Genomic DNA, 13886 nt, shown 5'->3' with positions numbered 1-13886 from the left:
AAATAAAAATAAGTTATTCCTTTATTTTTACTATTCTGCTTACTGCCGTAGTTAATTTATTTGATATTTCGTTTAATGAAGGTCCTTCATATCCTAATTGCATAGCTATAGTTGTTATGGTATCGCTTACCGATAATCCTTCTACGTTTGCAGATCTTCCTTTCAGTAACGTAATTACTAGGTTTCCTAGCCATATTAATGTTGCAAAGTCTGCTATCATTGCTCCTACGCTGGCTACAACTTCTGGAGTAACGTAAGCAGGAATTAATGGATAAATTTCAGCTCTCCTAATTAATCCAGCTAATCCTAATGCGTCAAATCCTACTATTATCATTGCTGTTCCTATCATGTAGCCTACCATGTGAATCCAGCCTAGCTTAGTTGAGTACCACATTCTACCGGTCAACATTGGTATCATATAATAAAGGGTTGCAAATCCCGCTGGAACAATTGACCAGAATATCATTGCGTGGAAGTGCCCTGGAACCCACATGCTATTGTGAATTATTGAATCGAACGATATGTTTGCGTTAGCAATTCCAGTTACTCCAGCTGCAATTGCTCCTGCAAAGCTAATTGATATCCAGACAGATATTAAATTAGGCTTAAATTGTGCTCCTTTTACTGTAGCCCATAAGTTGAAGAACGTCATCATTGATGGTACAACTACGGCATACGTTAATACTTCCTGCATAATCTTTACACTAACTGGTAAGTCTACCATGTATAAGTGGTGTATTGGTACGTTGTTGGAGAAGATAAGGTAAAGAAGTGCTGCAATTCTTCCCATTTTATCGCTGTATAATGGTTTTCCTGCTAAGAGTGGTATTAAGTAGTACATTGAAGCTACTGCTGGCATCCAGACTATGTATACAATGGAGTGCCCTAATATCCAGAACGCTATTTGGTTTGCAATTGGATCTAAGCCTACTAGTCCGTAGTAGGCTAATATATCCCAGGTATTTGCTGCAGTTTCACCACTCCAACCTATTGCTATCATTAGTGAGGTCATTAAAGCAAATACTGCAAATATTGGCAGTTTTTCTTTCATATTCCTGCTTACAAGGTAGTAATGGTAAATTAGCCATATAACATATATGTAAACACCTATATCCATAAGTTCATATCCTAGGAACCATAGAGGTGATATTACATATTCCGAATAATTAGGTATCCCTAAAGGATTTAAGTAGTACCATCCAGTTGCTCCGAAGTAATTATCATTAAATGTTGGGAATGCTACAATTGGCCCTTCTATTAGCATGAATGCTATGTTGAATAGTATGAATCCAATGTTAAGGAACCACTTTGCCCTTGGTTGGAAGTTCAAGATCTTATAAGATAAGAATATGAATATTGCAACTTCTAGTTGTACTGCAAATCCAAATAGATCTCTTACTCCATGTAGAGTTATTCCTCCGTAATATTCTTGGGAAGTGAAAACTAGTGTTTGTGATAATCCCCATACCATTTCTTGTATTCTCGCCATTAACGCATCAATAATTCCTAGAATTCCCCAAATTAGGCTCATTACAATCATAGCCATTGACACTCTGCTTACCCAGTCCTTATCCAATTGGAATACAGCATTAATTAGTGTTACAAGGGGATTTGACTTAGTGCTCATAGGTACTGCCTATAATATTAACATATTTAACTTTATCTTCATAACGATTAGATAAAGTTATAAAAACTTATTTTTATATAATTTGAGAGAAATTTTACCTTAGTACAAGTCATATAGATTTAATAACTAATGAATTATAACATATTTAACTTTATAATATAAATAAATTTTTATTCTAAATGAACGGCAAAGAAAAGAGATAAATAAGGGATAAGGGAAATAAGATTGATGTTTGTCAATAAAGAGTATAAGGATAATTTCATTTTACTGACATTTAATACAGGTACAAAATATAATGTTTTTAATGTAAAATTTATGACAGAACTTTTAGATACTTTAAGTGAAATAGAGAAGGAAAAGAAATATAGATTTATAGTATTTAAAGGAGAAAACGGTAACTTTGGCTCAGGAGCTGATATAAGGGAATTAAACCGAGCTTCAATAGATAAGGAATTCGCATCGTCCTTTTTCAATTACATGAAAGATCTTTATTTAAAGTTAATAAACATAGATAAAATTACAATAGCACAAGTTGAAGGTATTGCTTATGGGGCCTCCTTAGAATTATTATTAGTTATGGATTTTGTAATAGCCTCAAAATCTGCTAAATTTGCTGCTCCAGGTGGAAAGATAGGAGTTTTTCCTCCAGTTTTACTTACATTAGGTCCTTATATAATAGGTTTAAATAATGTTAGGAGGCTGGCCATGTTAGGGGAGGAAATAACGGCAGAAGAAGCCGAAAAAATAGGTCTTATAACTAAGGCAACTGATGAAATTGATAAAGAAACTGCAAATTTAATATATAAAATGTCATTTATGGCGCCATCTTCACTTATGTTAATGAAAAGGCATATCATGAAATATTTAGATAGAGATTTATCTGAAGTATTTAAGTCACTTACAATTCAAGTAGGAGGAGACGAGAGTAGAGAAGGTATTAATGCGTTCTTAGCAAAAATTAAGCCTAGCTGGCTAGTCAACCTCTCTAAGCTTTAATAGTTTGCCGCCAAGAAATACGCTCAAGACTGTAAAGATTATTATGTAAATTATTTCCCACGGTTGAGGTAATTGTTGATAAACAGTAACTTGCCTTATTATGTCATTAAGTACGGAGACTGGTTGATAGTTTATTAATATTTCTATAAAACTTGGAAAAGAGCTTACGTAAAAGAAGGCATTACTTAGGAAAGTTAATGGTAAAGTAACTACATTAGCAGCAATGTTTGCTATGAAGAGTTTATCCTTTGGCGTTAAACCAAATATTATTGCACCTAAACCGGAGAACATTAACGTACCTATTATTAAAAATATAACAAATAATATTCCTATAATTGGTATAAAGCCTAGTATTACTCCTAGTAACAATATTGGAACTATAGAAATGAAAGTAATTATTATTTCATAAAGCATTAGTGAAATTACCCATTCATAACTTTTTAGAGGCGAAGCTGCTAACCTTTCAACCAATTTATCCCTATAATATCCTGCTCCTACGCCAGTAACTCCAAAAACACCATTAGATAGTGCGATAACACCTATCATTCCAGATAATATATAATCTACGTAAGTAAATCCTGGAAGTTGTGTAGTGGTGACCTTAGCTGAATCGTGTGTTGAATATTCCGTTAGTATTGCTTCTAAAGAAGGTATTAAATATTTACTATCTTTCGGATAAGTTACATTAAACAACGAATTATTTTGAACGTTAACATAAATATAGTTATGAAGAATGGCCTCTTTCTCGTTATTGCATGTAATACCTATAAAAAGCTGAGTAGAATTTAGATATTTTGCTAATTGTTCACTATTTGTAGCTACTACTTGTGTTACATGATTCATTCCTGCAAATCCGAAAGCGAAGACTATAGTAAGAAATAAAGGAAATATAAGAATAAAGAATATGGTAGCTTTATTACTCAAGTTATCTTTAATTATAGCCTTAGCAGTAGGAATTACGTTTCTCATCATTCCTCACCAATACTCTCTAGAAGCGCTAAATAAGCTTCTTCAAGGGTAGGTTTTTCAAATTCCTTCATTAGATCTTCTGGAGTTGATAATCTAAGTATTTTTCCAGAGTAAATTATCGCTATTCTATCAGATAATTTTTGTGCCTCATCTAAGTAATGTGTAGTAAGCAAAATTGTTAATTTTTTATCTTTCAATTTCTTCATTATATCCCAAACATTCCTTCTGGCCTTTGGATCTAAACCTACTGTAGGTTCATCTAGATAGATTATTCTTGGGTTTCCTACTAATGCACAAGCTATAGCTACTCTCCTTTTTAGTCCACCAGATAATTTCTTAAATCTTGTATTTTTATAATCTTCCAGATCTAATTCTTCTATAACTTCATTTATTTGCGATTTATCTCCTCCGTAAATATTTGCAAAATATTCAATGTTATCCTTTACGGTTAAATCAGAAAATCCTTGAAAATCCTGCGGTACTATACCTATAATTCTGCGTATTTTCTCGCAATCCTCGGGAACTTTCATGTCTAAGATTTCTATTTTACCTCTATCTGGCTTAGATACGCATGAAAGAATCCTAATTGTTGTAGTTTTCCCAGCACCGTTTGGTCCCAACAATGAAAATATTTCTCCGTCATTAACTGTAAATGATATGCCTTTAAGTACTTCTTTGTCTTTGTAGCTTTTCCATAAGCCTTCAACGCTTATTGTTATCATAATTTATTTATGTTAGTAAAAAGTAGTTAATGTGTCTTTCGGCAAAGTGCCTTTAAAAGAATTTTTGCATAAGATACCCAGTGGCAATTGCGAGATATGCCCTTCCGTTGGAGAAGACGACGCTATACTTAAAACTACTGGGCCTTACATAATTGTTCACTCTGACCCTATAACTGAATCCTCAGTTGATCCAGGATTTCTCTCAATAGCAGTAGCATGCAACGATGTTAACATGAAAGGTGCACCTTGCAAGTGGGCTTTAACTACACTTTTACTTTCTTCAAGAAATAGTCTAGACAGAATACTTTCTGGAATAAATGAGGCGTGTAAGATTTTAGGATGTAACGTAGTAGGCGGGCATACGGAGGTTGTAATTAACTTACCTTCAGATATAGTTGTCACTACTGCCTTTTCAACTACTGACAAAATTTTAACAGCTAGAGACGCTAAAGATGGCGATTATATTGTAATGGTAGGTAGTGCTGGGATTGAGGGTACTTGGATTTTAGCCAATCAATTTGAAGACTATTTACTGAAATTGGGAGTTAAAAAGGAGACTATAGAGTCTGCAAAGCGCTTTAAGTACGATATAATAGTTCAAGAAAAAGCTTTGAAAGTAGCAGAATACGCTGTAGGGATGCATGATGCAACAGAAGGAGGAGTATTACAAGCAATATTAGAAATAGCAAAATTATCTAACTTAAAGGCAGTAATAAACCCAAAACTTATACCTGTAAGGAAAGAAACCTTAGAAATAACTAGGGCATTATCGATGGATTATTTGAGGCTAATTTCCTCTGGAGCATTTTTAGTTATTACAAGAAATCCGGAAGAAGTAGTAAATAAAGTGAAAGAGAGTAATATAATAGGAAGACTAATAAAAGGCGAGCCAAGTCTTCATTTAGAAGGAGTTGGAGATTTTAATGAGGACTTTGAAGAAGAACTTGTCAGATTTGAAAGTAGTTATAATGGCAGGAGGTAAGGGAAGCAGATTATCTCCGATGAAGCCGGTCATTAAAGTATGTGGTAAGCCTATGATATTATGGGTGTATGAATTCTCAAAGCAATTTTCTGATAAGATATTTGTAGCTACAGTAAAGGATCACCCTGCATTACCTAAATTAAGGGAAATTATTCCAACTAATGATATAATTTTTACTGAAGGTAAAGGATATGAGTTCGACGTTATAGAGGCCGTGAAAAGCGTTGGACTTCCATGTCTAGTCTTTCCGTCTGATACTCCTTTTATCCCTAAAGATGCTGTTGAAAAACTTGTTAATGAATGCGAAACTTCCATTTGTACCTTACTTTCTAAAGGGGAATTTGTTGGTATTAGCTTATGGAATTCTTTGGATACTTCATCTTTCTCTTCAATAAATACAGCTCATGAAATTGTCAACGTTAATACGAATAAAGATTTATTGAAAATAAATGAAAAATGTAGTGAGGGATTTATTTGGGGAAAAGAATAGTTATATTTTATCCTTTTAGAGGAATTCTTTTTCCTGTTTATCTTTTTATGGGATTAATTTTAGTACTTATCTCAATAGGTTATTTCAAGGATTTACTCTTGTTTGTTGGAGTTAGTAGGAAGCTAAGTTATCTCTTTGCATTTGAAATATCTTTTCTAAGTCTTCTTTTAAGTCCAGTAAATTTTGTGATAAAGGAAGTAAAAAAGAGGGCGATTGCTCCTAGATACGATGTAGTTTATGTTTTTGGAATACCGTTTTATGTACCTAGAGTTGATATAGAATATTTCACTACGCAAGTTGCTATAAATTTCGGAGGAGCACTTATTCCATTAATGTTATCTATATCATTACTCTTTTTACTTTATAAATATTTGCTTCCTATATTTATAAATATTATTCTCTTAATTATAATATCAAAATATTTCTCAAAAGTGATTGAGGGTGTAGGAGTAGTAATGCACCCTTTTATTCCTCCCCTATTCTCCGTATTATTTAGTTATTTACTATTCTTTAAAATGCCACAGCTTATACCGGTTTCAGCTTATATCTCAAGCGTTTTGGGTACGTTAATAGGGGCAGATTTACTTAATCTAAGAAAAATAATTGACGCATCTCCACAGATAGTAAGCATAGGAGGGATGGGAAGTTTTGACGGGATATTTCTATCTGGACTATTTTCAGTGCTTTTAGGCGAATTACTTATATCCATATTCTAAAGGTTCTCTTATATTTCTTAACTAAAGCTATTGCTTCTCCGCCTTCCTTAAATTTTACAATAGCTTTCCCCCTTTCAAAAATGCCCTTAAGATAAGTAATGCCTCCTTTATCGTAACTTACGCTATCGTATCTTAATAATCTTCCTAGTTTGAATTTTTTGCTAACCTTCTCTAGAATCTCTACTTCATAGTCTTCAGAATTCACTATTCTCTTTGGAGTATAGAAAACGTAAATCTTTTTCACATTATTCTATACGCTTAAATATTATATATTGTTAACTCACTACTATGGAGGAAAGAGATGAAGTATTGCTAAAATTGAAAGAAGCCGTAGATTTATTTGTCAATACCCCTGGTACTCATTTACTTATTCCAGAAATAAGAACAAACATAGGCTATGCAATTAAAGGTGCAAAAAACGTTAATGACGTAGCGGCTATTCCAGGGAGAATTAGTGTAGCATTTAATAGGGCAATCTATTGTATGCCACCAGCTTTTGGTGCTTCAGACCATGTAGCGAGAGTAATATTAACTGCGATGTTACATGACGAGAACATGAGAAGTGCAATAAATTTGAAATTCTATGAAGAAATTGTGAAAAAGCTAAGCGACGTATTCATATTTAATAGAAAGGAAGAACCAGAAGAAAGTAAAGAAAAAGAGAGACACACTATGAATTTCATGGTTGACCTTGCGTACTCTAGACTGGGCAGAATACCTAGATATATAGTAGATCTAGGTGATTACGGTAAAGAACCCAGTATTTTCATTTTAGGTAAGGAACCAATAGAAGTCGTAAAAGAAGCGATAAATTTACTTCAATTTATTCAATAAATCTTCTATCTCATTTTTACATCCATTTATAATGTTATTTATTTTCTCATAATCTTCTTCACTTAATTTATCTCTGAAATTATAAATTATTAATCCTATCTCAAATAATTGATTAACTAACTTTCTATACTGGTTATTCTTAGTAAAAACATTCTTCATTTCCGTTTTCATTTTGTTGAAGGCTTCTTTACCCTTGTCAGTTATAATGTAAATTTTTTTATCATCTTTTTCTTCTACAGTTATCATTCCATTCTCAATTAATTGCTTTAGAACTGGATAAAGAGAACCAGGGCTGGGTTTATATATTCCATGAAATTTTTTCTCTATAGATTTAATTATCTCGTATGCGTGCATCGGTTTATCGTTAAGCGCCTCTAGAATCAATAGCTTTAATGTGCCTTTTCTTAGCCTTTCTAGGTTCATTTTCATATGTAAAAATGTCTTCTCACGATTTTATAATTTTAATTCTCAGTTCATAGAATCATGTATTTTTATAATTAACTTTATTAACATAATTTACAAATTAGGGTTACCCTTAATAATCTAAAGCTAAATCTATAGACTATGAAAAAGAAAGTTGTCGTAGTTGGTGGTGGAAACGCTGGATCTATTGTAGCTAATAAATTAGCTAAAAACGCTGATCTAGAAGTAACAGTTATAGAACCTTCGGAATATCATTATTATCAACCTGGTACTGTAGATATAGTAGGCGGAATAGGTAAGGAAGAAGAAATGATAAAAAACACTTCAGATCTTTTACACGCTAGATGGATAAAGAATTATGTAACAAAAGTAGATGTTGAAAATCATACAGTATTCTTGAAAAGTGGAGATAAGATTGACTATGACTACGTCGTAATAGCTGCTGGAGTAAGAAATATAAAACTGGAAGGGTTCCCAGAATGGCATACTATTGAAGGAGCTAAGTTAATGAAAACTATGGCAGATAATTTTGAAGGCAAAAAGATCGTCGTAGGATACTTTGGTTTAATAAAATGCCCTGCAGCTCCTTTTGAATTGTCCTTTATTTTAAAGCAGAGATTCCCTAAAGCGGAGATAACGCTAATAAATCCAGTAGCACAACCTCCTCAAATACAAAAACCAATGGCTGAGATACTGGGCAAGATTGCTAAAGAATTAGGAGTTCAAGTCATAAGAGGTTTTAAAATTAAGGAAATAGATAGACAGAATAAAATTATAGAATCAGAAAATGGAGAGAAAATAAATTACGATCTAGCATTTATAGATACTCCTATTAGAGCTGGTGAGGAGTTCTCAAATCTTGTAGATAATTCTGGCTTAATACCGGTGAATAGAGAAACATTAAGATTTAAGGACTACGATAATGTATTTGCTATAGGAGATATTACTAATATAACTACACCACCAAAAACTGGAGCAATAGCGCATTTTGAGGCAAACTATGTAGTTAAGGAAATTCAAAACGATTTATATGGACAAGGAAAAGGAAAATTTGATGGTTCTGCTGCATGTGCAGTTTATAGTGGTTACGGAAAAGGCGCATTCATCTATATGAATTATGAAAAGAGCTATGCACTAGGTCCTTCATCAATATTTTTCATAGCCAAGAAAACATTTGCGCATATATATTGGCTCACAGTAGAAGGTAAGTTGATCTAGCTTTTTTCAAAAATTCTTGCCTAGGAAATGTTAGGAAGATATTACCTTTGTTTCAATTGTGAAATTTTTTCAGCTTTGCTAAAAAGGTCAGGATACATGTGCTTCAATCCATACTCTAGAGCTTCCTTAGCTACTTTGCTCATTTTAAATCCGGGTTTTGTATTATAGAGATATTGCAAAACTAAGTATGCGGGATAACTCCATATACCTATTTTTGGATCTTTTTCCAGAAATTTCTTCATTATACTTTCTATACTGTCTTCTCTAGAATCTTCTTTCTTCTCTTCCTCTTCTATGTTATTCTTAGTAGATTCTGGAGTATTCTCTATAGTCTTCTCCCTCTTTTCGTTTTTCTTCTCTTCCTCTTCTATAGTCTTCTCTACTGGAATATTGTCTCTTCTTTCCTCAGTCTTCTCTACGTTTTCTACAGTACTTTTCTCTTCCTTCTTCTCTATACTCTTTTTCCTATTCAGTAAGAAGTCTAGTTCGCTCACTCTAGAGTCACCTTTGCTAACTCTTCAAAGAAGTGTGATAATTTTGGTTTCTTCAATCTAACCTCTTCATATCTAGTAGCTGGAACTCCTAATCTAGATGCTTCAATAAATAATCTAGACTGTGGAATGTGTATATTTAAGAACTGTACTGAAGGTAATTCGATACTTATAGCTTTGTTTGACAAATTGGTAAAAGCTAAAGCTTTCTTATTGAGGCTCTGTAATCTTCCATCTAGATTCTTCGCAGCTTCTAAAGCTAAGGGTTGAGGAGTTACTGGGGATAATATTTTATCAGCTGCTATCATTGAGGCTACTGCTAATGTGCCTAAATTAGGGGGAGTGTCTATAACTAAGATATCAAAGTTTTTTGCGGTTTCTTTAATTTTATTTACAACATCCTCTACGTCTCCATTTAGCTCAGCTTTAAGTAGGCCTAGATGTGCAGGAAATACTTCTACATTGAATATATTAACGCTCTTACTGCCTATCTCAAGTTCTTTTTTCTCTCTCTTCATTCCAAATGATGTAGTACTTCCTCCTTCTGGATCCATATCTAGCAAGGCTACATTTTTTGATTTGGATAGGATATAAGATAAATTAACTGCAGTAGTAGTTTTACCGACGCCACCTTTCTGATTAATAACTGTTATTATCATGTCTAGAGTATTCAATGAAGATTTTTTATAAGCATTGTTAGGCGGTATTCTCCAGACTCTAGTGTAGAATAACTTTTAAATAGCAATTGTTCTAATCTAATATTATGATAAGTGAAATAGTAAGAAAGAACTATAAAGAAGAGCTTTTCGGTGCAACTGTTTACGAGGAGTTGGCCAAGACTGAGAAAAATGCCAAGGTTAAAGAAGTTTTAGAGGAGTTAGCTAATGGAGAGAAATCCCATGCGTCATTTTGGAAGGAAGTTGCAGAGTCTAGAGGAGTAGAATTAGAGGAGTTAGGATTCTTTGATAGATTAAGGATAAAAATACTTAAACTTTTTAGAAGAGTCTTCGGTCTTCCTTTGACATTAAAATTAGTAGAAAGAGGTGAAATAAGTGATGCAGAAAAATATTATCAACTATCTAAAGCTGCAGAATTTAACGATACAGAAAGGCAGAAATTATCGTCAATAATGATGCAGGAACTTGTACACGAGGATTTGTTAGTTCAAACTCAAATTAACGCTGACAAGATAAGGGATGCTATTTATGCTGTGAGTGATGGCTTAATAGAAGTCTTAGCGGGAGTTTCTGGGCTTTCTAGCATTCTTGCATCTCCATTCCTTGTAGCGTTAGGAGGCATAATTATTGGAGTTTCGGGGACAATTTCAATGAGCATAGGAGCATATTTATCTACAAGTTCTGAGAACGATATTAGGAAAAGTAAGCTAAAGAAAGAGAAGCTAAGGGCATTATTAGGTCAAGCTTACTCTTCTGAAGGTAACAACGAGATTAACAAAAACTCAGAAAGCGTTAAAATAACTGCAATTTCTTATATTCTTGGAGCTTTAGTCCCCATTCTTCCTTTCCTTTTAGGCTTAGGTGGCCTTATAGGTCTCATTACTTCTTATGCATTTACTGGAGTTGTCACATTCATCGTAGGCGGAATTATAGGGCTATTAAGTGACGTTAATCCATTTAAGAAAGGTACAGTAATGGCTGGACTTGCAATAGTAGCAGCACTTGTTACTCATATTATAGGTATAGCTTTTCATTTTATAGGTTATTGACTTAACTTCCAAATGATGCTTTTTAATATCTCTTCCTTTATTATCTGTTTCTGTTTATATTCAAAGTATATTTTAGCTTTTTCTTCAGCAGTAAGAGTTTTCCCATTAATTACATCTTCCTGGGTTGCTTTTCCGCTATCTATACTAATACTTACTTTTCCATTTTCACCTATATTTATTGTAAGTGCATTATGATAGGGAAAGAGGTTGTTCGAAATTACTGAAACAAGTAGTAAATATCCTGGTATTATTAAATTGCTCTTGAATATTCTAGACTCTTCAATCTTTTCTACAGATCTAGAGTCCATGAATATATTCCTCTTCTTTTCAATATTCACTAGTCCACTATTTTTAAATTCTAGGACTATATCGTCGTCTGATTGGGATAATATATCGTGATTTAGCTCGTCAAAAGAAGAATGAATTAAGAAAGTTAATCTAAACTTTCCTTCAATTGGAACTGCTTTAGGGGGAACGTTATCATTATTTACTATCATTATCTTATTATTTTCTCCTATTGGTACTAAATAATATGGAAAGTCTTCATAGTCCTTTTCTGTGTTGAATTTTTCTTTTACCTTCTTTAGGAAGAAAGTTTTATTATATTTATATTCCATATATAAATTATAAAAATCTTTATCTAGACTCTTGACTAAGTTATTTAATAATTCATCTTCAAGATAAAAGGATAGTAGTGGTACAAGTTGGTTATTCTTACAATAATTAATTACGTCTTCTACATTCTTTTTTATAGGAGAATCTAACAATTTATATAGTGATGAGGGGTTCATTCAAATTTTACTAAAATCTTAGCTAATAAACTTACTGGAGTTCCATTACATCAAAATCTTTAATTTCCTTTATTCTCTCCAATCTTATATGAAAATATGATAATGGATTAATATCAGCTATTGCAAAATTTTCTTCTTCTCCCAATTCCGCTAATGTAAGCAAGTCAACTATGTTATCACTCCTCTTATATGGAACAAAAATTACGCTTTTGCCTGGATAATCTGGGGGGCTATAAACATTCGCATTAACTATCGCAACTCTATTCTCTAGACTTCTTACTCTTAAGTATTCTCTCCAAATTTCTATTCCATTATAACTTATCTTAGAAGGTACTAGAATAATCTCTGCACCTTTTAGTACCATCTTTCTTATTACTTCTGGAAAATCTAAATCATAACAAATTGCTATACCTACCTTTATTCCACTTATGGAAAAAATTGTAGAATAAGTTCCAGGTATTAATTTTTCTCTCTCTTTATTAAAAAGATGAAGTTTTTTAGCTAATCCTTTAATATTGCCATTAGAATCTATAATTGGCGATATAATTGATACTCCATCCTCAACTGCTCCTGGTATAATATATGCAGTGTATTTTATCGCCAGTCTCTGAAATTCATTTAAAGGCAATTCTTCAATAGTTTTAACCCATTTTTCGGGCAAAAGTACTAATTTTGCTCCAGATAGTAACGCCTTCTCTGTAAGTACTAAGGCTGAACTAACGCTGGAAGACTGAACTATAGCAATTTTCATTCTTCTTCCTTAGTTACTTTTTTGCTTTTATCGATCTTTTTTAATTTTTTGATTAAGTTATTTTCAACCTTTTCTACGGCTTTCTTTACTGCCACTATAGGATCCCAGTCAGTTTCGCTTGCTATGAAATTGCCTTCTTTAGTACTAACTGTCACGGTAGTTTTATATAGAGTCTTATTTTGACTCTTTGCAGTTTCCTTAAAGGACACCTTAAAGTTTATAATGTCAGTCATTTTTTCCAATTTGCTTAAATATCTTTCAATAACTCCATCAATTTCCGCTTTGATTTCTTCCTTCTTTAGTCCTGAAGTAAGTTTCGCCTCAATTGGCATAGTTAAATTGTATTTTGACTCCAATGATTTTATTATATCTATTGTACTTATTACCCCTTCAATGAAATCTCCTTCAAGTACCGGTGCTCCAGATATGTTCTTCTTTAAGAGTAGTTCTGCAACAGATTTTAATGAATCAGAGCCTTTAACTGAAATTACTGGCGAAGTCATTATCTCTTTTACCGACATTGCCATTATCCTTTCTTCTTCTGTTAATATTGACGATCTTTTCTTTTCATTAATAGAATATAATGCATTAACTATATCCCTAGAGCTTACTATTCCCTCTAGTTTCTTCTCTCTAGTTACTGGTAATCTACTTATATTGTCTCTAATCATTAGCCACCTTGCTCTCGCTATAGATTCTTCTGCTTCTATTGTTAATGCAGGAGAAGACATATATTCTCTAGCTTTTTTATTACTTTCAATTTGATTGGTATCTAAGAGATATTTAATAACGGATTCTCTAGTAATTATGCCTATAAGTTCCTTATTTTTATTAACTGCTGGTATCGCCCTGGCTTTTGTAGTATAAAACTTTGCTATGACTTTTGAAAAGTCATCCTTCTCATCGATTGTTATAGATGGTGAAGATAATGTAATTACCTTAGCATCTAAGCTTACTCTTCTCTTTAAAAGATCTTTATATGTAAGCAATCCAATAACTTTCTTATGCAAAACTACTGGAACAACCCATTGGTTTTTCTCCTTCATCTTTGGTAAAATATCTCTTAACCTATCGTTAGGGTTTGCTACCACTTGAGGTTCGACGTATAACTCTTCCAACTCTACCACGTATAATCTTTTTATAATGAGAA

General features: G+C 32.9%; 17 protein-coding genes. 7 read left to right on the top strand and 10 right to left on the bottom strand.

What is annotated here, in order from left to right; translation table 11 throughout:
- Nucleotides 1-13: 13 nt before the first annotated feature.
- Complete coding sequence (locus D1867_RS08425; RefSeq protein ID WP_155863747.1) at nt 14-1627, bottom strand: cbb3-type cytochrome c oxidase subunit I; 1614 nt, start codon at nt 1625-1627, stop codon at nt 14-16.
- A gap of 228 nt (nt 1628-1855) precedes the next feature.
- Here D1867_RS08425 and D1867_RS08420 point away from each other — a divergent pair, with 228 nt between their 5' ends.
- The gene (locus D1867_RS08420; RefSeq protein WP_155863746.1) at nt 1856-2623 is read left to right on the top strand and encodes an enoyl-CoA hydratase/isomerase family protein; all 768 of its coding nucleotides are present in this window, start codon (nt 1856-1858) and stop codon (nt 2621-2623) included.
- On the opposite strand, the gene D1867_RS08415 is transcribed toward D1867_RS08420, so the two are convergent.
- Both D1867_RS08415 and D1867_RS08410 read right to left on the bottom strand, forming a co-directional pair.
- Nucleotides 2600-3592, bottom strand: coding sequence for an ABC transporter permease (locus D1867_RS08415; protein WP_155863745.1), 993 nt, complete (start codon nt 3590-3592; stop codon nt 2600-2602). The two genes, D1867_RS08420 and D1867_RS08415, sit on opposite strands and share 24 nt — an antisense overlap.
- Nucleotides 3592-4314 (bottom strand): ABC transporter ATP-binding protein, encoded by a 723-nt coding sequence (locus D1867_RS08410; protein ID WP_155863744.1) that lies wholly within the window; start codon nt 4312-4314, stop codon nt 3592-3594. Before D1867_RS08410 ends, D1867_RS08415 begins: the two co-directional genes overlap by 1 nt.
- A gap of 31 nt (nt 4315-4345) precedes the next feature.
- Here D1867_RS08410 and D1867_RS08405 point away from each other — a divergent pair, with 31 nt between their 5' ends.
- Genes D1867_RS08405 through D1867_RS08395 form a run of 3 tightly spaced genes read left to right on the top strand, consistent with a single transcriptional unit; the run spans nt 4346 to nt 6502 of the window.
- On the top strand, nt 4346-5296 hold the full coding sequence (locus D1867_RS08405) for an AIR synthase-related protein (RefSeq protein WP_338078010.1): 951 nt from the start codon (nt 4346-4348) through the stop codon (nt 5294-5296).
- Nucleotides 5238-5786: an NTP transferase domain-containing protein gene (locus tag D1867_RS08400; protein ID WP_155863743.1), complete on the top strand. Its 549-nt coding sequence runs from the start codon at nt 5238-5240 to the stop codon at nt 5784-5786. Before D1867_RS08405 ends, D1867_RS08400 begins: the two co-directional genes overlap by 59 nt.
- 47 nt (nt 5787-5833) lie before the next feature.
- A complete protein-coding gene (locus D1867_RS08395; protein ID WP_205737146.1) occupies nt 5834-6502 on the top strand; it encodes a DUF1614 domain-containing protein in 669 nt (222 codons plus the stop codon).
- On the opposite strand, the gene D1867_RS08390 is transcribed toward D1867_RS08395, so the two are convergent.
- Nucleotides 6486-6746, bottom strand: coding sequence for a hypothetical protein (locus D1867_RS08390; RefSeq protein WP_155863741.1), 261 nt, complete (start codon nt 6744-6746; stop codon nt 6486-6488). The two genes, D1867_RS08395 and D1867_RS08390, sit on opposite strands and share 17 nt — an antisense overlap.
- A gap of 44 nt (nt 6747-6790) precedes the next feature.
- Between D1867_RS08390 and D1867_RS08385 the strand changes: the two genes are divergently transcribed.
- Nucleotides 6791-7336 carry a thiamine-phosphate synthase family protein gene (locus D1867_RS08385; RefSeq protein ID WP_155863740.1) on the top strand — a complete coding sequence of 182 codons (546 nt, stop codon included), beginning with the start codon at nt 6791-6793 and terminating at the stop codon, nt 7334-7336.
- Here D1867_RS08385 and D1867_RS08380 read toward each other — a convergent pair.
- Complete coding sequence (locus D1867_RS08380; protein ID WP_155863739.1) at nt 7316-7765, bottom strand: PadR family transcriptional regulator; 450 nt, start codon at nt 7763-7765, stop codon at nt 7316-7318. The genes D1867_RS08385 and D1867_RS08380 overlap by 21 nt on opposite strands.
- Nucleotides 7766-7900: 135 nt before the next feature.
- On the opposite strand from D1867_RS08380, the gene D1867_RS08375 reads away from it, so the two are divergent.
- Complete coding sequence (locus D1867_RS08375; RefSeq protein WP_155863738.1) at nt 7901-8977, top strand: NAD(P)/FAD-dependent oxidoreductase; 1077 nt, start codon at nt 7901-7903, stop codon at nt 8975-8977.
- 41 nt (nt 8978-9018) lie between these two features.
- On the opposite strand, the gene D1867_RS08370 is transcribed toward D1867_RS08375, so the two are convergent.
- The gene (locus D1867_RS08370) at nt 9019-9471 is read right to left on the bottom strand and encodes a hypothetical protein (RefSeq protein ID WP_338078009.1); all 453 of its coding nucleotides are present in this window, start codon (nt 9469-9471) and stop codon (nt 9019-9021) included.
- Nucleotides 9468-10127, bottom strand: a complete 660-nt coding sequence (locus tag D1867_RS08365) for a ParA family protein (protein ID WP_155863737.1) — start codon at nt 10125-10127, stop codon at nt 9468-9470. Before D1867_RS08365 ends, D1867_RS08370 begins: the two co-directional genes overlap by 4 nt.
- A 104-nt stretch (nt 10128-10231) precedes the next feature.
- Between D1867_RS08365 and D1867_RS08360 the strand changes: the two genes are divergently transcribed.
- Nucleotides 10232-11194, top strand: coding sequence for a VIT1/CCC1 transporter family protein (locus D1867_RS08360; protein ID WP_155863736.1), 963 nt, complete (start codon nt 10232-10234; stop codon nt 11192-11194).
- On the opposite strand, the gene D1867_RS08355 is transcribed toward D1867_RS08360, so the two are convergent.
- The 3 genes from D1867_RS08355 to D1867_RS08345 are packed head-to-tail and all read right to left on the bottom strand — an operon-like array spanning nt 11188 to nt 13863.
- Nucleotides 11188-11985, bottom strand: a complete 798-nt coding sequence (locus D1867_RS08355; protein ID WP_155863735.1) for a hypothetical protein — start codon at nt 11983-11985, stop codon at nt 11188-11190. The genes D1867_RS08360 and D1867_RS08355 overlap by 7 nt on opposite strands.
- 31 nt (nt 11986-12016) lie before the next feature.
- Complete coding sequence (locus tag D1867_RS08350; protein WP_155863734.1) at nt 12017-12736, bottom strand: carbon-nitrogen hydrolase family protein; 720 nt, start codon at nt 12734-12736, stop codon at nt 12017-12019.
- Nucleotides 12733-13863: a CBS domain-containing protein gene (locus D1867_RS08345; RefSeq protein WP_338078008.1), complete on the bottom strand. Its 1131-nt coding sequence runs from the start codon at nt 13861-13863 to the stop codon at nt 12733-12735. Before D1867_RS08345 ends, D1867_RS08350 begins: the two co-directional genes overlap by 4 nt.
- Nucleotides 13864-13886 lie beyond the last annotated feature (23 nt).

It is taken from the genome of Acidianus infernus (genome assembly GCF_009729545.1).
GTDB lineage: Archaea > Thermoproteota > Thermoprotei_A > Sulfolobales > Sulfolobaceae > Acidianus > Acidianus infernus.
Note: the sequence above shows the minus strand (reverse complement) of the source record. Positions and strands in the feature narration are given on the sequence as shown.